16 protein-coding genes and 3 pseudogenes are annotated in these 19,092 nt (G+C 70.3%); 9 read left to right on the top strand and 10 right to left on the bottom strand.

Annotation, left to right across the window (positions count from 1 at the left end):
- Nucleotides 1–4: 4 nt before the first annotated feature.
- Nucleotides 5–337, top strand: coding sequence for a helix-turn-helix transcriptional regulator (locus ABZ719_RS31845; RefSeq protein WP_366728619.1), 333 nt, complete (start codon nucleotides 5–7; stop codon nucleotides 335–337).
- A 393-nt stretch (nucleotides 338–730) separates the two neighbouring features.
- Here ABZ719_RS31845 and ABZ719_RS31840 read toward each other — a convergent pair whose 3' ends face one another.
- On the bottom strand, nucleotides 731–1,537 hold the full coding sequence (locus ABZ719_RS31840; RefSeq protein ID WP_366728618.1) for a hypothetical protein: 807 nt from the start codon (nucleotides 1,535–1,537) through the stop codon (nucleotides 731–733).
- Between the two features lie 10 nt (nucleotides 1,538–1,547).
- Between ABZ719_RS31840 and ABZ719_RS31835 the strand changes: the two genes are divergently transcribed.
- The 3 genes from ABZ719_RS31835 to ABZ719_RS31825 all read left to right on the top strand — a co-directional run bounded on the left by ABZ719_RS31835 (nucleotide 1,548) and on the right by ABZ719_RS31825 (nucleotide 4,582).
- Entirely contained in the window at nucleotides 1,548–2,756 is a 1,209-nt protein-coding gene (locus tag ABZ719_RS31835) for a site-specific integrase (RefSeq protein ID WP_366728617.1), read from the top strand.
- Nucleotides 2,753–2,953, top strand: coding sequence for a hypothetical protein (locus ABZ719_RS31830; RefSeq protein ID WP_366728616.1), 201 nt, complete (start codon nucleotides 2,753–2,755; stop codon nucleotides 2,951–2,953). The genes ABZ719_RS31835 and ABZ719_RS31830 overlap by 4 nt, the downstream gene beginning before the upstream one ends.
- A 543-nt stretch (nucleotides 2,954–3,496) precedes the next feature.
- Nucleotides 3,497–4,582 carry an RICIN domain-containing protein gene (locus ABZ719_RS31825; protein ID WP_366728615.1) on the top strand — a complete coding sequence of 362 codons (1,086 nt, stop codon included), beginning with the start codon at nucleotides 3,497–3,499 and terminating at the stop codon, nucleotides 4,580–4,582.
- A gap of 257 nt (nucleotides 4,583–4,839) precedes the next feature.
- Here the strand turns inward: ABZ719_RS31825 and ABZ719_RS31820 are convergent.
- The 5 genes and pseudogenes from ABZ719_RS31820 to ABZ719_RS31800 all read right to left on the bottom strand — a co-directional run bounded on the left by ABZ719_RS31820 (nucleotide 4,840) and on the right by ABZ719_RS31800 (nucleotide 9,105).
- Nucleotides 4,840–5,697 (bottom strand): annotated as a pseudogene (locus tag ABZ719_RS31820) (IS5 family transposase).
- Between the two features lie 20 nt (nucleotides 5,698–5,717).
- Nucleotides 5,718–6,127 (bottom strand): annotated as a pseudogene (locus ABZ719_RS31815) (RacP protein).
- A 2-nt stretch (nucleotides 6,128–6,129) separates the two neighbouring features.
- Entirely contained in the window at nucleotides 6,130–6,876 is a 747-nt protein-coding gene (locus tag ABZ719_RS31810) for a DUF6192 family protein (RefSeq protein WP_366728614.1), read from the bottom strand.
- A 604-nt stretch (nucleotides 6,877–7,480) separates the two neighbouring features.
- The gene (locus ABZ719_RS31805) at nucleotides 7,481–8,017 is read right to left on the bottom strand and encodes a hypothetical protein (RefSeq protein ID WP_366728613.1); all 537 of its coding nucleotides are present in this window, start codon (nucleotides 8,015–8,017) and stop codon (nucleotides 7,481–7,483) included.
- Nucleotides 8,018–8,484: 467 nt separating this feature from the next.
- On the bottom strand, nucleotides 8,485–9,105 hold the full coding sequence (locus ABZ719_RS31800) for a hypothetical protein (RefSeq protein ID WP_366728612.1): 621 nt from the start codon (nucleotides 9,103–9,105) through the stop codon (nucleotides 8,485–8,487).
- Between the two features lie 832 nt (nucleotides 9,106–9,937).
- On the opposite strand from ABZ719_RS31800, the gene ABZ719_RS31795 reads away from it, so the two are divergent.
- Nucleotides 9,938–10,255, top strand: a complete 318-nt coding sequence (locus tag ABZ719_RS31795) for a hypothetical protein (RefSeq protein WP_366728611.1) — start codon at nucleotides 9,938–9,940, stop codon at nucleotides 10,253–10,255.
- Nucleotides 10,256–10,325: 70 nt separating this feature from the next.
- Nucleotides 10,326–11,249, top strand: a complete 924-nt coding sequence (locus ABZ719_RS31790) for a PhzF family phenazine biosynthesis isomerase (RefSeq protein WP_366728610.1) — start codon at nucleotides 10,326–10,328, stop codon at nucleotides 11,247–11,249.
- 402 nt (nucleotides 11,250–11,651) lie between these two features.
- Here ABZ719_RS31790 and ABZ719_RS31785 read toward each other — a convergent pair whose 3' ends face one another.
- The gene (locus ABZ719_RS31785) at nucleotides 11,652–12,344 is read right to left on the bottom strand and encodes a TetR/AcrR family transcriptional regulator (RefSeq protein WP_366728609.1); all 693 of its coding nucleotides are present in this window, start codon (nucleotides 12,342–12,344) and stop codon (nucleotides 11,652–11,654) included.
- Nucleotides 12,345–12,397: 53 nt separating this feature from the next.
- Here ABZ719_RS31785 and ABZ719_RS31780 point away from each other — a divergent pair, with 53 nt between their 5' ends.
- Nucleotides 12,398–13,516 carry an NAD(P)/FAD-dependent oxidoreductase gene (locus ABZ719_RS31780; protein WP_366728608.1) on the top strand — a complete coding sequence of 373 codons (1,119 nt, stop codon included), beginning with the start codon at nucleotides 12,398–12,400 and terminating at the stop codon, nucleotides 13,514–13,516.
- A 319-nt stretch (nucleotides 13,517–13,835) separates the two neighbouring features.
- Nucleotides 13,836–14,654 carry an isocitrate lyase/phosphoenolpyruvate mutase family protein gene (locus ABZ719_RS31775; protein WP_366728607.1) on the top strand — a complete coding sequence of 273 codons (819 nt, stop codon included), beginning with the start codon at nucleotides 13,836–13,838 and terminating at the stop codon, nucleotides 14,652–14,654.
- 249 nt (nucleotides 14,655–14,903) lie between these two features.
- Here the strand turns inward: ABZ719_RS31775 and ABZ719_RS31770 are convergent, their stop codons facing one another.
- Entirely contained in the window at nucleotides 14,904–15,470 is a 567-nt protein-coding gene (locus tag ABZ719_RS31770) for a TetR/AcrR family transcriptional regulator (RefSeq protein WP_366728606.1), read from the bottom strand.
- A 148-nt stretch (nucleotides 15,471–15,618) separates the two neighbouring features.
- On the opposite strand from ABZ719_RS31770, the gene ABZ719_RS31765 reads away from it, so the two are divergent.
- Nucleotides 15,619–17,088 carry an MFS transporter gene (locus tag ABZ719_RS31765; protein ID WP_366728605.1) on the top strand — a complete coding sequence of 490 codons (1,470 nt, stop codon included), beginning with the start codon at nucleotides 15,619–15,621 and terminating at the stop codon, nucleotides 17,086–17,088.
- 155 nt (nucleotides 17,089–17,243) lie between these two features.
- Here the strand turns inward: ABZ719_RS31765 and ABZ719_RS31760 are convergent, their stop codons facing one another.
- Together ABZ719_RS31760 and ABZ719_RS31755 are read right to left on the bottom strand one after the other, a co-directional pair.
- The gene (locus ABZ719_RS31760; protein WP_366728604.1) at nucleotides 17,244–17,465 is read right to left on the bottom strand and encodes a hypothetical protein; all 222 of its coding nucleotides are present in this window, start codon (nucleotides 17,463–17,465) and stop codon (nucleotides 17,244–17,246) included.
- Nucleotides 17,466–17,899: 434 nt separating this feature from the next.
- A pseudogene (locus tag ABZ719_RS31755) lies at nucleotides 17,900–19,092 on the bottom strand (MFS transporter); the annotation flags it as partial.

Here is a 19,092-nt window from a genome sequence, read left to right as displayed (position 1 = left end):
TCCCTTGAAGTGGAACCTGCGCTGGGCCGCGGCAAAGCGCGACATCTGGCGCCCGACCCAGCTGCAGGCGGCCTTCCGAGAGGTGGGGTTCACCCCGTCCTTGAGCAAGGTGGCCGCGCTGTGGTCGGGCAAGCCGGTCACCGTCCGACTGGACGACCTGGACAAGATCTGCGCCGCCCTCCAGTGCACGGTCGCGGACCTCATGGAAGCGGAGCCGGTGGCGCTGGCAGAGGGGCGCCCGGAGACCGAGCAGCGCGCCGTCGGCGAGAGCGGGCCTACACGTCCGGTTCCCAGGCCGGGCAGCGGCGGAGCCCGGCGCTCGCTGCCGCCGAACTGACCCGGTCGGCCGGTGATCAGGGGATTCGGGCTGCTCGGCTCATGCGGGGCGTGCGCGAGCTGGGGAGCGGTGAACGGAAAGGCCATGTGCCCCCGGTGCGCGTGGGCGTGGACCCGCGTGGCCTCAGGCAGGGACGGCTGGAGCCAGGCTCCGTGCCGGCGCTGCGCGTGGACCGTGCCGGTGCCGCGGACCGGGGTGTGCGCGCCCTGTCTCCTCGCCGTCCGCCTCGGGGAAGACGACGCCTGGGCTTGGGGCCAGCTCCATGACGAAGCCCTCGCGCCAGGTCGGCCGCGGCAGCTCGCCCTGGACATCGAGGGGATCTCCCTGCCCGAGACGAGGCCCGTGCGGATGCCCCACGCCAAGTCCGGAAGGCGAGCGGCCATCCCCGCGTGGTTACGGGCCCGGATTCCCCAGCCGGTCCAGGACGATCCCCGAATCTGCCCTGTCCAGGTTCCCGGGCAGCTGGGGCTCTTCCCGACCCCGGCCCGCCAGTTCGCCCGCACCCACGCGGCCCGCATCGCAGACCGCAGCATCCCCGGATTCGAGGCCGTCGCCGAGCAACTGCAGCAGATGGCGGACGAGCGCCGGGTACGCGCCCGGACCATGTGGATCTGGCGGCTCGAAGGCTTCGCCCGCCTGGCCCTGGCCGCCCGCGACCCCGACCAGCACCAGGTCGCCACCGAGGCCCTGAAGGATCTCCTCTACAACGGTCCGATCCTCGGCCAGGCCCTGGACCGTGCCGGTCTCCTTGCCCCGCCCCCACCGCGCCGGATCGTCCCGCCGCGGGGGACTGGGCCCACCCGCCAGGGCGGTCAGCGGGACCCTGAGCTGCGAGGACAGTGTGCGCACTGTCTGGCCTGGGCGAACGACCGTCGGGTCATGTGCGGGGCGTGCACCAGCTGGTGCCACGAGATCCGCAAGCGCGGTGGCAGCGAGGCCGAGTGCGACCGCTGTCACCGCACTCTGCTGCTCAGCGGCGCAATGTGCCGCATGTGCCGGATCATCGTCGCCGAAACCGAGGTCGACACCGACCAGATCGCGATGAAGAACGGCGTCCAGCTGTGGTTCGCCCGCCCCCACGCTGCCGGACTGGCCGTCGGACGCCTGCTGCCCGGCACTGCGTCGCTCCAAGGCCGCTTCGCCCTCAAGCGCCGCCGCGCCCGGGCCCGGGCTGCGTCCGCACGGCGGCTGTCCGAGCATCTCCTCGACCGTGCTCAGCTGGAACTCTTCCCGGCTCCGCCCACGCGACTGGTCCCGACTAGACACCACCAGCCCGCCCGCCCTCACCCCCGCGGCAGCCGCCCTCGTCGCGGACTTCACCTCGTACATGCGCGGCCGCGGATGGAGCACCCACTCCTTCAACGGCAGCACCCGAACCCTGCGCATCGTGACCGGCCACCTCGGCGCCGACGTTCCCATCCAGGAGAGCGACATCCGGGCCCTGGTCTCCACATACCCCAACCTTCACGGCGCCCGAGTCATCAACTACCTCCGCCTACGCGGCCTGCTCAACGCCCGTCCGCCCAGCGATCCGTGCACCGCGCGCGCCCGACACCACGCCACCGCTGTCACACAACCGGCCTTCTCCGCCGCCGTGCACACCTTCATCGACGTGCTCCTCGGCCAGGGCAGCACCTCCAGCCGGGCCCGCAGCCCCAAGACGATCGAGAACTACGTCGCCGCCATCCTGGACACGCTTGAAGCATGGATCGCCGACGGGCTCACCGACCCACGGGAGATCACCAAGAAGCACATCGAGGACGCCCTGGACCCGCTCCGCGGCGACAAAGCCCGCCGCCTGCACACCGCGCTGCGCTCCTTCTTCAGGGCCCTCAAGCGCGAACGCCTCGTCTTTCGCGATCCCGCCCGCAGCGTCTCCCTCACCAGCACTCGATCCGTTCCGACCGCGCTGCCCTCCGACCGCATCGCCGGCCTCCTCGACCGCCTTGACGACCCCCGCGACCGCCTCATGGTCGCCCTCGTCGCCATCTACGCCCTCTTCCCTGGACAACTCATCCACCTCCGACGAACGGATCTCGACCGCAGCAAGGGCCGACTGCGCCTGCGCCGGGCGGGACGCCTGGATCACGTCATCTACCTCGACGCCTTCACCCTGCGGCTGATCACAGCATGGGAACTCCAGCGCCACCGGCGCTGGCCCGATAGCTCCAACCCCCACTTCTTCGTCACCCGCAACACCGCCGTCGACGACTCCGGCCCGCCCATCAGCGCCGGCGTGGTCCAGCACCTCTTCCAGCGCGTCGGCCTGCCGGCCGGTCGGCTACGCGTGGACCGAATCGTCGACGAGGCACGTCACCCGGTCCGGCTGATGGAGCTCTTCGGCCTGTCCAACCTCTCCGCGACCCGGTACGTCCTGTCGGCACACCCAGACAGGAAGAACGGTCCTATCGCCCCGTGAGGGCCGAAGCCAGCATTTTTGATCCTCTGGTGTCATCGGGGGCGGTGCTCGGCGAGGTTGGACCGGTCATGACGACCGCCGACCTTGTTGTTCTCGGCGACGGTGTCGATGACGGTCAGCCGGATGCCGGGGAAGGCGTCGACATGCTTCTTCTCCGCGTCATTGAATCCTGCGGCGCCCGGTCGGGACTCCGCTGAGAAACCGTCTTTGAACCTCCCGCAAGGCCGTGTCGTCAGCTTCGGAGGACGCTGACGACATGCTCCCTTCCAGGATGGGGGGCGTCCTCGCAACCCTTCGGGGTGACGAGGTGGGGGCGACCCGCTTTGACCGAGGCATCCGGCCGATGGTGGCTGCTTGGGCCCCGAGGAGGATGGCGAGTTCTCCGTTGGTCCAGCCTGTGGCCGACAGGCGTTGGTTCGCATGCACATGCGGTCCTGTCGCACGTTTGTGGCCTAGCTGCCTGAGGCTCCTTGCGGGCCCTGATGCGCCGGACGAGGCATCGCATACATGGCCGGTGAGCAGGTTAGGTATTTCCGGACAGGCGTTGCGCGGCGAGAAAAATCATCGCTCTTTGCAATCGACCGCCTGCGGTCGGTGTTCGGCGGTAGCCTTCCATCGCCGGCGTGATGGTCCATCAGATCCACTGCTGGATCAGGTGCGTATCGGCATCACAGGCGCGGTCTGTGACTTCTCGGTTGCCCGTCGGCAGCCTCGTGCGGGCCCAGTAGGAGGGGAACATCGTGACATTCACACCGGGTAGGACGTACCGGATCCGCAACAAGGCGAGCGACGGTCTGGTCGTGACACCCAAGGGTTGGAGTTCGGGCGAGACCCAGCTTCAGATCTATACGCTGGCAAGCGTGGGCGACGGAAACCGCGCCAAGCAAGTCTGGCACGTGATGCCGCTGGACAACGACGAGGTCATGCTCATCAATAAGCGGACCGGCCTGTGCATGAACGTCCACAACAACAGCACGGCTCCATCCATGGGAGTCCAGCAGTACGACATCCAGTCCCCCGAAGTCGCCTCCTCCCAGAAGTGGATGCTCAGGCCCGCGACAAGCGGTTACTACACCGTCGTCAACAAGAAGAGCGGCCTGGAACTGACCCCCCAGAGTTGGGGCACCTCGCCGTCGACCAACCTCCAGCAGTACACCCCCGGCGGGCCCGATACGCGGGAACGGCAGTACTGGGCGCTGGAGATGGAGGACGAGTACCCGCAGATCACGGGACTCAGGCCGATCGACAGGGACCCCAACGACATCGGTGACGTCATCCGACTCACGGGCTTTACGGAGCCCCCGCGGGACACCACACCGGAGGTGTTGATCGGCCAGCTGGCCGTGCCCTTCTTCACGATCGGGGACTCCTCCCCTCAGTGGCAGGTCGACAACAGCCCATACTACATCCTCAAGCGCTACGGCTACTGGCAGAAGGTGTTCTTCTACGAGCACCCTGGCACCAGCAAGGTCACGAAGACGAAGAAGGTCACGGTCGGTCTGACCACGAGCACCGGCAAGACGGTAGAGGAGACGACCGGCATCTCGGTGACCGCTGAGGCGTCGTTCGCCTACAAGGGCTTCTCCGCTTCCCTGAGCACCACCTACAGCCGCGAGCTGAAAGTCACCACCTACACCGGCGAGGTGCACGAGCACTTCACCGAGGACACGATCGAGAGGGAGTATCAGGCCGACGGAGTAAGGATCGCCGAGTGCCTCTGGTACCGGGGAGACCGCTACACCGTGGAGCGCATGGACGGCACAAAGATCCTGGAATGGAACACCCTTAACGCGGCCGTCGAGGTGCTGGACGGCTACCGAGGCTGACGCTTCGCCAGAAGCACTAACGCCTGAAACACGCAGCGGCCGGGGTGGGGCGTGCGTTTGGAGCCGGGCCGCCCCACCCGAGGCGATCAGGACGGATCGGCCCTGAGAATCACGGCTCCAGTTCCAGACAGAGCCCGACTTGGAGCTTGTCGCGCCTCGGCACCGGACCAGGCCCTGGCGGGCCTCGGGAACGTCACACGCTCGGAGCAGTCGCCACGACCAGGACAACGCCCTTCATCAGGGCGAGGTAACCGGCTTCAAGCCGCTCGAAGTGCGGCCTCTGGACGTGGCGCTGCTGCATTGGGATGGATGGGTCGCCGGGTGAGCCGGCGGGCCATCAGGGTGATGGCCGCGAGGGTGAGCATCGCCTCGGCGTGCTGCGGCAGCGTCTCGTAGTCCCGCGCGTTCCGGCGGGCGTGAAGCAGCCACGCGAGTGACCTCTCTACTACCCACCTGCGTGGCAGGACCACGAATCCCTTGGCGTCCTTGGGCCTACTCACCGTCTTGACCGTGAGGTGGAGGAAGGACTTGGCCTAGGCGACGAGCGTGCCGGCGTAGGCCAGGTCGGCCCAGACGATGGTGATCTCGGGGTGCATCAGCCGCAGCCGGAAGAGGACTTCGCGCGCTGCGACGCTGTCGTGCATATCGGCCGGGGTGACCATCACGAACAGCGGCAGGCCCTTGGTGTCCACGACGATATGTCGCTTCCTGCCCGGGATCTTTTTCCCTGCGTCATACCCGGATGTGGAGCGCGGGACGGTGGCGGCGACCTTGACCGACTGTGAGTCGATCACCACCGCCACCGGGTGCGGGGAGGTACCCATGGTCCGCCGGATGCGGCGCCGCAGCTGGTCGCGGATGAGGTTGAAGATGCCGGTCGCGGACCAGCGGGTGAAGAACCCGAAGACCGTCTTGAAGGGCGGGTAGTCCTGCGGCAGGGCGCTCCACTTGCAGTCGGTGTCGACGATGTAGCGCAGGGCGTCGACGATCTCGCGTCGGGGATGTGCCTCCGGGCGGCCGCCGCGTGGGGTCCGGCAGGCTGGCACCGGCAGCAGCGGCTCGATGAGAGCCCATTCGGGATCGGTGGTGTCCGAGGGGTAGCGGCGCTGCCGCATTGCGTCCGCCTCCCGTTTTGTCAGGCGATCAGGTCGAGGGTGGACTCACGGAGTTGAGCTGGGCGACGATGTGGCGCAGGCGTTTGTCGTCGGGGTCCAGGGCGGCGTGCGGGGCGATGGTGCCGGTGATCAGGCGGCGGACCTCGGTGAGCAGGACGTGCACCCGGGCTGTCTCGTAGGCCTCCAGGTCATCGGGGTCGGCGGTGAACTGGTATCCGTCCGCGCGGGTGTAGATCACCGGTGGCCACCCCTTCTTCGTGATGATGTCGCGCATCATCGCCAGCCCCGAGCCCACCTGGCTGCGGGTGAGTTCGGTGGCCCGCATCAGCTGGGGCATGTGGAGTCCGGCCGGGCGGGCCTGCATGAGCACCCGCCAGATGGCTTCCGCGTGGGCGCGTGCCGCATCGCCCTGGCGCTGGGACCGGGGCACGGCTACTCGCCCCGCAGCAGTTTCGCCAGTTCCTCGTCCACGTCGACCTCGCCGGTGTCCACGGCCGTGGTGATCCACTCACAGGTGGCCCGTACGCGGTCGAGATTGCGGTGCACCGTTTCGCGCTCGTCCTCGGAGAACCGTCGCTCCCGAAGTGACGGCACGATCCGGCCCGTGGCCGCGACGAACCGCTGGCAGGCCCCGACCAGGTCCAAGAACTCCAGCGCGTGGTTGATCCGCCGCACCTCGGGTTCGAACGGCCCTTCGGTGCCAGTGAGTTGCTGCTGGTCTGCCTCGCGCGACTGGCGGGCCTGTTCGACTTGGGCGTGGTTGACCTGATGCCGGGCAGTGTTGTCGGTCATGGCCTTGAAGGCGACCGACGGGCGCCGCAGAAGATCGGTCGCCACCTGAGTAGCGACCTGCTCGTCGGCGACCAGGTCGTGCACGGCCTCGATCTTCTCCTGCACCGTCTCAGGTCCCGGCCCGTGGTAGCCCACCCTTTGCCGGGCCGTCTCCGGCGTCCACCGCCGCTTACCGGTTCGCACATCCAGCGGCGGGTTATTGATCGCCGCCCAGCGCTCCGCAGGATCCGAGATCGCGGCGAGTACCTGATGGGTGCTGAAGGCCACCCCTGGGCACCGGTGCCGCTCGGGCCACCGGCTGGCCACCCACCGGTACTCCTTGATCGTGTTGTAAGGCACGTCGATGTCCTCCGACAGCCGGTGCAGCCAGGCGGAAACCCCGAACAAGGTCGTCCCCCACGGACCGGTCGCCGTGCTCCTGCATCGGCACCACTTCCAGCGCGCCGTCGCCGATGATGAACGAACTCTTCGACAACTTCTCGGCCGCCTCGCGCAGTCGCTCCACGATCTGCTCGTACCGGTCCACGCTGACGTTGCCGACCTTCTCCGTACTGGGCACCACGCCCACCCCCTGCCAGGCCGGAGCACGGCCCCGTGGCCGTAAAAGGGGAAACTCCGGCCCGCCCGGTACTGGGCAGAATCCGGCCGCCACCCCACACCCGAAAGGCGTTTCACCACGGCGCGTGGAGCACCGGAAAGCTCTCCGCAAAGCCCTATGCCATACCGCTGAGACCCCACTGACTGGCGGGCCCGATGCGCACCAGGCCGTCCAACGAGGCGCGAGAACAAGATCACCCGAGGTTCAAAGACGGGTTCTGAGGTCGTCGGCCCGTTTGATGGCCGCGGTGATGCGCTTGCCCGCATTTTGTTCCCACAGGAGTGGGCAGTCGGCCTCTCGCGGGGCCTACCGCAACTGACTCGTCGCGGCACTGACGGTCAGCAGTGCCGCGACGACGCCACCGGGCCGAGGAACACGGCCCTAAGGAGCCAGTCAGGAGGAGGCGGCGTTTGCGGTATAGGTCAGCACCACGCATCCGTCGTTTCCACTGGTGCCCTTTCCAGCGGGCTCCTGCCGTGGAACGCTTCCTCCGGAATTGCCGGCGCCGTGCCCTCCGTAACCACCGCGGCCGGCGCCTCGGCAGGTGTCGGGGTACCGGGCGGGCTTGCCGCCCGACCCGCCTGTGCCGCGAGTGTTGCGGACTCCGTCCTCGCCACGCGTGCCACGGTGACCCGACAGGCGTTCGACGTCATCGCCCACGCACCAGCTCTCCTCGGCGGTGCCCTGCCCTGAGTCAGCGCCGCCGTAGCCGCTCTGGATGTTCCCGGATCCTTCTCCGCCCCAGCCGTGCCAGCCGTGCTTGGCAGACACCAGGACGGTGAATCTGTTGACCGCCACGCCGGTGGAGCTCCCGTCCCATCCCGAGCCACCGTTGCTGTACTTGCCGCTTCCGGCCTTGCCGCCGATGCCGCCCTCGCCGACTTCGAGGGACAGAGTCGATCCGCTTTGGACGGAGATGCGGCACGACACCAGGGCGGCCCCTCCGCCGCCACTGCCTCCACCGCCAGTCAATTCCCCCTCATTGTTGCCCCCGCCTCCGCCTCCGCCGCCTCCTGCTCCCACCGCTACGACATGGATCTCACTTACACCCTCCGGCACCGTGAAGGTATGCATGCCACCGGAGTCGAACGTCTTGACCTGAGGGGCAGGCGCGGCGGAGGCCGGGTTCAGCGACAGCGACGACGCTGCTGCCGCTGTGATGAGTGACGCCGCAACCGCGCACCGCAGCCTGGCAGATGGGGTGCTTCTCAAGTCAACCTCCTGAAGGTTTGCAAGGTCCCTTTACGGTCTCCCCCGTCCGCCAACCGATTGTGTGGTTCCCGGCATGGAGCACCGCGTTGAGTTATCTCTCGAAAGAACGTCCAACAGGGCGATGAGCCGTCACCCCCCAGCCGGGCACACGCTGACCAGGGGGCACTGCTCTTGGCGCCGGTTGCTTAGCTGACGAGCTTGTCCAGGCAGTCGCGGTAGGCGTCGCGTGCCGGGCGCACCGCCTTGGCCGCCTTCGTCAGCTCGGTGCGTGCGGCGTCGAGGTCGGCCTGGCGGGCTTCGACGTTGGGCGCCTCGGTCGCGGAGCGCGCCTTCTCGGCGCCCTCACGCAGCGCCTTGACGTGCTCGGTTGCCACGTGGCCCTCAGTGTCGCCTTCATCCTTGAACGCCCGGTCGGTCGCGTCGGCCAGCTTCACCGCGGCCTCGGCACTGGCAACGGCATCGTGCTTCCAGACGGCCTCGTCGAGCACGGACTGCTCGGATTGGATCTTGTCGGCGACACGGAGCGATCGCTCTGAGCGCTCCCAGCGCAAGCGGTTCTCCAGCCCCTCTGCGAGCTTTCCGAGGTGGTCGACCTTCGCCCGGTCGGCCTTGGCCCGGTCAAGGGCCTGCTCGGATGCCGTGACCTTGGCCTCGGCGTCCTCGTGGTGGTTCTGCGCGTCGAGATACGCGATGTTCTTCTTCGTGCACGGCGGGGCCTGAGGAGCGGCGAACGCCTGGGACGGTGCGAGAGCGGCCAAGGCGGAAGCAGCCACCAGGGCGGCGGTGGCTGCGGGGCGGATCTTCACGGAATGGTCCTCCTGATCGGCTGGGCGAATTCGCATCGTGATCAACGGCGTCACCCGCCCCGAGGAAGCGGCCTCCGGGCACGAAGAAACGTTCCCGAAGAAACTGGTCCTTATGTGGGCCCGCCCCCGACCTGTGCTGTGCACGCGTCACCCATACACGACGGCGGGCGCTATCGCGGCGCCCGCTCACTCGGGCTCGCCGTCGTAGTCCTCATCGAGGCCGGGTGCGTCGGGGTCGCGCAGCGGGCGCAGGGTGCCGCCGGCGGGGACGGAGGCGGTGAAGCTGTAGCGGCCCAGCACGTTGAGGTTCTTGTGCTCGAGTGGGGAGAGTCGGGCGATGTCCTCGGCGCGGATACACCGGCAAGCGCATCGGGAGGCGCACCACCTGGCGGCGATCGCCGCCAGGGTCAGTGCCCCGGCCTCGATCAGCTCGGACCGTTCGCCGAGCGGCAGACAGCAGACGGCCGCACGGTTGTAGCGAGCGAACCCACGTCAGGCTCTACCTTGTAGAGGAAGATCGGCGACCGGTTCCCCAGAGGAGTCCTCCGAGATTCGGCGAACCCGTCGGTTTCCGGTCGTCGGCCTGCTGATCAGCCTCGGCTATTACGGCATGCTGTTCCTGATCACCCTGTACTTTCAGCAGGAGCGTGGTTTCAGCGCGCCGGCCACGGCCTCGCCCTGCTGCCGTCGGTGTGCACGGGGCTGACGGCCGCCCCGCTGCTCAGCCGGTTCACCGCCCGCACCGGCCCGTACGTGCCGATGACCGCCGGCCTCGCGCTGGGCGCGCTCGGTTTCCTCGGCTGGCTGCCGGCCTCCTCACACCCCGTATCCCGTGCTGTTGTTCGCCTTGATCGCCACCGGGCTCGGCCAGACGCTGACGGCGCTCGCCGCCACCGCCGCGATCATCGACGCCGCACCCGCCGGGGGCGCGGGCATCGCCTCCGCCGTCTTCAACGTCGCCCGGCAGATCGGCAGCGCCGTCGGAGTGGCCCTGTTCGGCACGTTCACCGCCACGGCATCGGACTTCACCGTGGGACTGCGGCTGTCCGCCGGCCTCGCCGCGACCGCCTTCGCGGCCGCAGGCGTGCTCGCACTGAGCGCCCGCCGCCGTGCCGGCCGCCCCGCCACGGAAGAAGCGGCACCGCTCTGACGTCCGGCAGGCTTGCGAGAAGCACATCAGGAACCCCGTGAGAACCTTCCACAGAACAGGACACTCGACCATGGCGAACCCGACGGAATCCACGCCGACCGAGCCGGGCCGTCCCCTCACCGCCGAGGTGCTGCACTACACGGCCTTCCCCGCCGGCCCGACCGGCGGCAACGGAGCCGGGGTCGTCCTCGACGCCTCCCGCCTCGACGACGCCGAGATGGTGGCGATCGCCGCCGGACTCGGCTATTCGGAGTCCGCCTTCGTCACCGCCGGACCCGACCCGGACGACGGCCGGTCGTTCACGCTGCGATTCTTCAGCCCCCAGGCGGAAGTGGGCTTCTGCGGCCACGCCACCGTCGCCACCGCGGTGGCGCTCGGCGAACGCCTCGGCGAAGGTGAGTTCGGCTTCCACACGGCCGCGGGCCACGTGCCCGTCACCGTCCATGAGGACAACGGCACACTGAAAGCCACTCTCACCAGCGTCGAGCCCTACGTGCACGACGTCGCACCGGCCGATGTGGCGGAGGCCCTGGCGGCGCTCGGCTGGCGGCCCGGCGAGCTCGATGCCGCGCTGCCTGCGCGCATCGCCTTCGCCGGCGTGCGCCACCTGGTGCTCGCGGCAGCGACCCGCGAGCGACTGGCCGACCTGGACTACGACTTCGACCGGCTCCTGAAGCTGATGCGGCGTCTCGACCTGACGACGGTGCAACTGGTGTGGCGGGAAGCGCCGAGCGTCTTCCACGTCCGGGATCCGTTCCCGGTCGGCGGCGTGGTGGAGGACCCCGCGACGGGCGCCGCGGCCGCGGCGTTCGGCGCCTACGCCCGCGACCTGGCCCTCGTCCCGGCGAACGCGAGGCTCACCCTCCACCAAGGCCACGACATGGGCCGCCCGTCAGTGCTGGAGGTCGGCCTGCACGCCGGCGATGCGCGGATTCGCGTCACCGGAGCGGCGAGCGGCATTCGGCAGGACCGACAGCTCCGGGGAGCGGAGTGAGGAGAACGTGCCACCTCGTCCACGGCGGCGGCGACAGCGCCCACGCCGTCGCCGCCGCCGGGCAGCCCACTCGGGTTGCCGCACCTGCATGAGCACCGCTGCGATCTTGCTCATAAATGGCCGCCAGAAAGGTCTGTTGGACGTGGGTGACGCCCCGCCTCTCGAAAGGCGGTCGAGTGCCGCACGCGAGTCCGGACCTGCTGCGTTCCGCCGGTGAGTCCGGTGACACCACGCGTCCGGGGTGTGCGGCACCAGCAGATTCGCCGGGGTGAACGGGCCGAGGCGGTGCGTGCCGAACCGCGGCTCGAACCATTCCGCTGTCCGACCTGGTTCGGGTGCCGAGGTGGAGGAGCACCGGCATCCTGCCCACGCCTGACGCCCGGGCGAGAGCCGGACCGAGCGTCAGGCCGGCGGCGTGTCGAGTCTGACGGCCACGGCGTCGAGGACCCACTCCAGACCGGTCGCGAAGGATGCCTCGGCGTCCACGTCCGTGCCGTCGTGCACCGCCTTGGCCAGGGCCGGGAAGCGGCCCGTGGCCAACATCCTCGTCACATGCGGGCCGGAGGCGCGCTGCCAGTCACGCTTGGACAGGCCGGTGGCGCGCTCGGCCCGCAGGTTCGCGATCTCGCGCCTGATCGCGCCGGTGACATAGGCGCTGACCGTCTCCACAGCGCGCATGACGGTGTCGATGTCGGCGAGGCCGTCGAGGGCGGCCAGCGTGGCCTCGGTCACGGCGAGGCCGTTCGGGCCCAGGGCCGGGCGGCGGCCGAGCAGGTCGGCCAGCCATTCGTGACGAAGAGCGGTCCGCCTGGTGCGGTGGGCGAGGACGCGCAGCGCCTCCCGCCAGTCCCCGGGCTGCTCCTCGGGGAGGATCTCGGCCTGGACGTCGTCCACCATGAGGTCGAACAGCTCCTCCTTGGTGGAGATGTATCCGTACAGCCGCATCGGACCGGCGTTCAGCCGGGCGGCGACCTTGCGCAACGACACCGCCTCCAGCCCGCCTTCGTCAGCGAGCGCGACGGCGGCGGCGACGATCCGCTCCCGGTCGAGCGGCACGGGGCGAGGCGACGGCTCCGGCCGGTCCCACACAGTCATGGCGATATCGTACTGTTGCGATACGCCATCTCGTGTCGATACGGTGTATCGCCATGAGACGACGAATCGCGGTGGTCGGGGGCGGTCCCGGCGGCCTCACCTTCGCCCGCGTCCTGCACCGCCGCGGCCACCCCGTCACCGTCCTCGAACGAGATCCCGCTCCCGACGCCCGCCCTCCGGGCGGCGCGCTGGACCTGCACGAAGGGCTGGGCCAGCTCGCGCTGGGCAAAGCGGGCCTGCTGGCGGAGTTCCAGGCGCTGTCCCGTCCCGAGGGGCAAGCCATGCGCATCCTGGACACGGACGGGACCGTCCTGCGCGACTGGCGCCCCCGCCCGGACGACCGGGCCAATCCCGAGATCGACCGCGGGCAACTCCGTGACCTGCTGCTCGGCCCTCTCGACGTGCAGTGGGGCCGGAACGTGACCCAGGTGGTGCCGGGGACTTCGAACGGCGTACTGGTCCATTTCGCGGACGGGCGCCAGGAGACGTTCGACCTCGTGATCGGCGCGGACGGCGCCTGGTCCCGGGTCCGTCCGGCGGTGTCGTCCGCGACGCCGCAGTACACCGGCGTCACGTCGGTCGAGACCTCCCTCGACGACGTCGACACCCGCCACCCCGGCCTCGCCCGGTTGATCGGCGACGGTTCGGTGGCTGTGTACGGTGCGAACCGCTCCCTCGTCGCCCAGCGCAACAGCGGCGGCCACGTCAAGGTGTACGCCAAGTTCCGCGCGCCGCTGGACCGGCACCCGAACCTGGACGTGGCCGACGTCGAGGCGGTGCGATCGAGCCTGCTGGCCCTGTTCGACGGCTGGGCCGCTCCCGTCCTCGACCTCCTGCGCCACAGCACCGCTTTCGTCCACCGCCCCCTCTACGTCCTGCCCGTGTCCCACACCTGGAGACACGTCCCCGGGGTGACGCTCCTGGGCGACGCCGCCCACCTGATGCCTCCCTTGGGGGCGGGCGCGAACCTCGCGATGCTGGAAGGCGCCGAACTCGCCGAGGCGGTCGCCGCCGGCCCTGAAGACCTGGACGAGGCCGTCCGCGCCTTCGAGGAACAGATGTGGGCACGGGCCGGCAGATGGGCGAAGATCACGACCGCCGGTCTGGAACGCCTCGTGAGCCCGGACCCCGCCGAAGCCCTCGCCCTCTTCGACCAGGTCCAGCCTTCCTGACTGCCGAACGCGAGAGCAGCGGTACCGACAGGGAGGCAGGAGGCCACCGCTGTCCGTGCGGGACGGCGCTCCTGTCGTCAGGCGGACGGTGCGACGAGCCGTGGACACGCGCGGCGAACGGGTCCTCGCGGGCGCTCGCCGCCGCGTCACGGCGGTTGACGTCACGCCAGGCTGCGTTGGGCAGGAGGGAGTGATGTCGCTGTGCCTCCCGCGGCGGTGGCTGGTCGTGGAGCCTGTCGCATGCGATGGGCCAGGGCTGGGTGACCATGGTGTCGGATTCCTGCCGGACAGGACCCCGGAACGTTGGTTGGCTGACCGCATGATCACAGCGCAGACGGACAAGGCCCTCCTCTTCCGTTCCCTCCACGACTGCGCGAGCCCCCTCGCGCTCGCCAACGCCTGGGACGTGGCCAGTGCCCGAGTCATCGAGGCCGCGGGGGCTCCCGCAATCGCCACCACCAGTGCCGGGATCGCCTGGTCACTCGGTCATCCGGACGGGGAGGCCTCCTCTGCCGGCCACGTGGCGGAACTGGTCGCCCGTATCGTGGCGGCGGTCGAGACACCGGTCACCGCGGACATCGAAGGCGGGTACGGACAGGACGCGGCCGGTGTCGGTGAGACCGTCACACGGGTGCTGGAAGCAGGCGCAGCGGGCGTCAACATCGAGGACGGCACCCGGCCTCCGGCCGAGTTCAGGACGCGGCTGGCGGCGGCCCGCCGGGCGGCCGAGCGAGCAGGCGTCCCCCTCTTCCTCAACGCCCGCACCGACACCTACCTGTTCGGCCTCGGCGACCCCGCCACCCGGCTGAAGGACACCCTGGAACGCGCGCGGGGGTACGTGGAGGCGGGCGCCGACGGCGTCTTCGTGCCCGGCGTCACCGATCCCGCCACCATCGCGGAACTGGCTGCGGGCATCTCCGTACCGCTGAACATCATGGCCGGCCCCGGCGGGCCGGACGTGGCCGAGCTGGGCCGCCTCGGCGTCGCCCGCGTCAGCCTCGGCTCGGCCGTCGCCCAGGCCGCCTACGCCGCCACCCGCCTGACCGCGCAGCAGTTGTACGGCACCGGTGACTATCACTCGCTCACCGACGCCATCACCTTCTCCGAACTGAACGGCTTGTTCCTCGGCCGCCACTGACCGCAGGGCTCGGCACACCCCCTGGCGTGGATCACCCCGCCCGCCCGGGACACCGAGCCGGTCGGCCCCGACGATGCCGGAGGACGCGACAGGGACAGCAGGCGGGTCGCGCGGCCGAGTGGGCCGGCCGAGGGCCCGATGGCGAGCGGGCCGTGCGCGCGTCGGCGCACACCTCACGGTTGCGCGTCGGTGAGCACCTCACGGCCCCGCGCGACCTCGGCGGAGGGCTGATCGCGGGAACCGGCCAGGTCACAGCAGCCGGTCGACCAGCCCGTCGACGTACTCGGGGGTGAGCGGGACCATGCCGAACAGGACGCGGATGTACATCGGGGCCAGGATGTGGTCCAGCACGTCGAACACGTCGGGTGCGTCCTCGCCACGGTCGCGGGCGCGTTCGAGCAAGGACTGCAGCTGCCGGGTGCGTTCGGCGCGGAGGTCGGCGCCGGCCTGCTGTCCCTGCTGACCGCTGCTGGACAGGGCGACGGCCAGGTGCACCACCGCCGGACCGTCGGGTCCGGTGATCTCCCGGGCCACTTGGGCCGCGTAAGTGCGCAGGTCGCCGGCGAGGCTCCCGGTGTCGGGCATCGGCGACTGCGCGTTGAGGCGGGTGAGCGCCACGTCGGTGAGCAGGCTCTCCATGCTGCCCCACCGGCGGTAGATGCTGCTGTCGGCCACGCCCGCGCGGGCTGCGACCTCACCGACGGTGAAGTTGCCGTAGCCGCGCTCACTGATCAGGTCGGTGACGGCCTGGTGCACCTGCGCGCCGACGCGGGCGCTGCGCCCGCCCGGCCGCCGGGCTCGCTGTCGCTCGTTCATACCCCCACCTTAACGCAGTCAGCACTTGCGTTTGTGTAGCAGCCTCCCTATAGTCGCCTAACGCAGTCATCGACTGCATTAGCGCGCTCAGGGGCGTCGTCACTCGTGTCGACCGCGACCGGGCGCAACGGAGGAGCGAGGGGATTCCATGGCTGCATCGCATGCGACCGCAGGCGGTCGATCGAACCGGGCCGTGCTGCTCACGGTGACCTGCCTGGGCCAATTCATGGTTCTGCTCGACAACACGATCGTCGGAGCGGCCCTGCCCGACATGCAGCACCGGCTGCACACCGAGCTGACCGGCCTGCAATGGATCGTCGACGCGTACGTACTGCTGGTCGCCATGCTGCTGCTGTCCGGCGGTGTGTTCGCCGACCGGTTCGGCCGCAAGCGGGTGTACCTGACCGGCGTGGCGGTGTTCACCGCCGCGTCACTGCTGTGCAGCCTCGCGCCCTCGCTCGGCTGGCTGGTCGCCGGCCGGGTGCTGCAGGGCATCGGGGCCGCGGCGCTGAGCCCCGCCTCGCTCGCCCTGCTCGCCGCCGCCCACCCCGTGCCGCAGGAACGCGTCAAGGCGATCGGGTTGTGGGCCGGATTCAGCGGGATCGGTCTGGCCGCAGGTCCCGTGGCCGGCGGCGTGCTGACAGAAGCCTTCGGCTGGCCCGCCATCTTCGTGGTCAATGTGCCCGTCGGCGTGATCCTGCTGCTGGCCGGCCTGCGCCACCTCGGCGAGTCCCGCAACCCGAGTGCCCCCGCCATCGACATCCCGGGCACCGTGCTGTCCGTTCTGGCGGTCGGGGCGATGACCTACGGACTGATCGAGGGGGGTGCCCGCGGTTGGACCTCACCGGTCATCCTGGGCAGCTTCGCCGCCGCGGTGCTCCTCCTCGCCGGCTTCGTCGCCGTCGAAGCGCGTCGCTCCGCTCCGATGCTGCCGCTGCGGCTGTTCCAGCGGCGCCTGTTCACCGTGTCCAACACCGCCATGGTGGTGGTGGGGTTCGCGCTCATGGGCTCGTCGTTCTTCTTCTCCCAGTTCTTCGTCTACGTCCAGGGCAGCTCGATCCTGCGCGCCGGCCTGCAGACGCTGCCGGTGTCCCTCGCCATGGTGATCGTCAGCCCGTACGCGGGCCGGCTCGCCGCCCGGTACGGCTTCCGCATCGTGGTCACCACCGGTCTGGCCCTGGCAGGCCTGGGGCTGCTGGCGCTCGGCATGGTGCACGCCGACACGGGTTACTGGAACGTGTGGTGGCGGCTCGGACTCGCCGGCACCGGCTTCGCCCTGACCATGTCCCCCCTGACGGGAGCCGCCATCCAAGCGGTCAGCCCGCAGGAAGGCGGCCTCGCGTCAGGCATCAGCAGCACCACCCGGCAGATCGGCGCGGTGCTCGGCGTGGCGCTCCTCGGAGCCGTCGTCCGCACCCGGCAATCCGGCGGCGCCTCCCTCGAGACCGGCCTCGACAGCGCTTTCCTCGCTGCCGGCACCGTCACTGTGGCCACCGCCGTGGTCACCGGCCTGTGGCTGACGAGGTCCGAGCCCGTGGAAGGCTCCGCGGCCGCGCGACGTCTCGCCGGTCCAGATGCGGTCATCACCTCGAAGAAGGCACCCGTGAACGGCCGTTGACAGCAATGACCGTCCTGGCCCACGAGGAGCGGCTGCGGGCCTCCCGCCGCCCGCCCACGAACGCGTGGTGTTCCTCAACGACCGTGGGCCAGGAGGGCTGACGGCCGCCGGGCCGGTTCACCGACAGGCAGGCCGGCACCCGGTGCCGAGGCCGGTCAGACCCAGATGGACAGGCGGGTGGTGGTGGGAGTGGCGTCACAGAAGTAGCTGACCGCCTGGCCGCCGGCCACATAGGCCTTGCCCGCTGCGTCGCAGGCGGCGGCGCTCGGGTACATGCCGACGTAGACGTACCCGGCGGCCTGCGCGGTCGGAGCGAGCAGCAGGGCGGCCGCGGCCAGCAGTCCGGTCAGGCCCAGGGTTGACATCGCTTTGCGCATGGGTGTGTTGCTGCCTTCCTGTTCCGGTGAGGAGCGCTCCGGTCCTGGTGATCCGGTGCTCGGTGAGCAGCTTCCTCCACAGGCGGACCGAAGAGCAATGGTCTGGACCAAACCGATTCGACCAGAAACCGTCGGAGCCGAGGGCGAGTTGAGGCAGCTGATCGGCCGCCGCGAACTCCAGCGGCAGTTCGCCTCGGAGTCGGCGAACAGGCCGTTCAGCGAGCTGACCGCCGGAACGAACCAGCAGCTTCCGTAGCCCCCTCCCCGGGGGCGGCCCGGTCCCCGCAGTGGGGCGGGGCCCGGTCCGGTTCCGCACGCACGGCCACGACGCCCTTCGGGGCCGCACCCCACACGTCAGCGGGTGAAGCCCCTGCCGCTCTTCGCCCCCGCCGGGGCCTGGCGTCCGATGGGTTGTGGCGCCTGCGCGCCAGGCGTCACAACAGGCCGGGTGCACTCTCCCGGGCGGGTTCCTTGTCCGCCGGGTGATCTGGACCGGTGGGCGGGGCGGCGGCACGCAGCGCCGCTTCGACCCGGCGGTTGCTGGTCATGGATGCCGTGACGGCCGTCATCGTCAGGAGGAGGACGGCGGCGGCGTAGAGCGGGGTGCGGATGTCGCAGGTGGTGGCCAGCCAGCCGCCCAGGAAGGTCCCGACGGGGGCGGCGCACGTGGCCAGCATGCGGGAAGTGGAGGCGACCCGGCCCATCAGGTGGGCCGGGACGATCGCCTGCCGGAGGGAGGGCCCGAGCACCATCGTGGCGCCCATGCCGGCCCCGCAGACGGCGAGCGCCAGTCCGGCCGCGTACGGGTCCGGGGCAGCGGCAAGGCCCAGGACGGCGAGCCCTTCGGCGGTGGCCGTGCAGGTCAGCGCGGTGCCGGTGCCCAGTCGCCGGCCGAGGCCGGAGGCGATGCCTGCGCCGAGCAGGCCGCCGGTGGCCTCCGCCGTGAGGAGCAGGCCGAAGCCGTAGGTGTCGATGCCGAGGCGGTCGTGGGCGAAGAGGGCGAGGACGGTCTCCACGGCGAGGAAGGCGATGTTCCCGACCGCCGGGCGGAGCGCGAGCCCGAGCAGCACCCGGTCCCGGAAGACGTACGAGGCGCCGGCCCGCGCCTGCCGAAGCAGCGGCTCGCGGACCTCCGGCGCGGGCCGGGGCGTGGCGGGCAGCGTACGGACGAGCAGCGCGGAGAGCAGGAAAGACATCGCGTCGGCGAGCAGCGGAACCGCCCGCCCGAGTGCGAGCAGCGCACTGCCCGCGGGCGGCCCCGCGAAGCCGGACATGGCGGTCTGGGCGCCGCGCAGGCGGGAGTTGGCGCGCTCCAGGAGCGCGGGGTCGCGGCGGAGCAGATCCGGCAGGTAGGCCGTGGTGGCCGTGTCGAAGAAGAGTCCGCCGAGGCCGAGCAGGAAGGCGACGGCCGCGAGCAGCGCAATGCTCAGCACGTCGAGCACGGCCGCCGCCGCTGGTGGCGCGCGCCGTGTCCGCGACCCACATCGTGCGGCGGCGGTCCCAGTGGTCCACCAGCGCACCGCCGAGCACGCCTAAGAGCTGCGAACAAAAGGGGAGTCCGATCAGCTCGCGGCGTCCGGTGCGTGCGATCGCAAGGCGCCGGAAGGTCCTTGTAGCGGAGCTACCA

Source organism: Streptomyces sp. NPDC006743 (genome assembly GCF_040703815.1).
Taxonomy (GTDB): Bacteria; Actinomycetota; Actinomycetes; order Streptomycetales; family Streptomycetaceae; genus Streptomyces.
The sequence above is the reverse complement of the archived record's forward strand: the minus strand, read 5'-3'. Positions and strand labels throughout refer to the sequence as shown.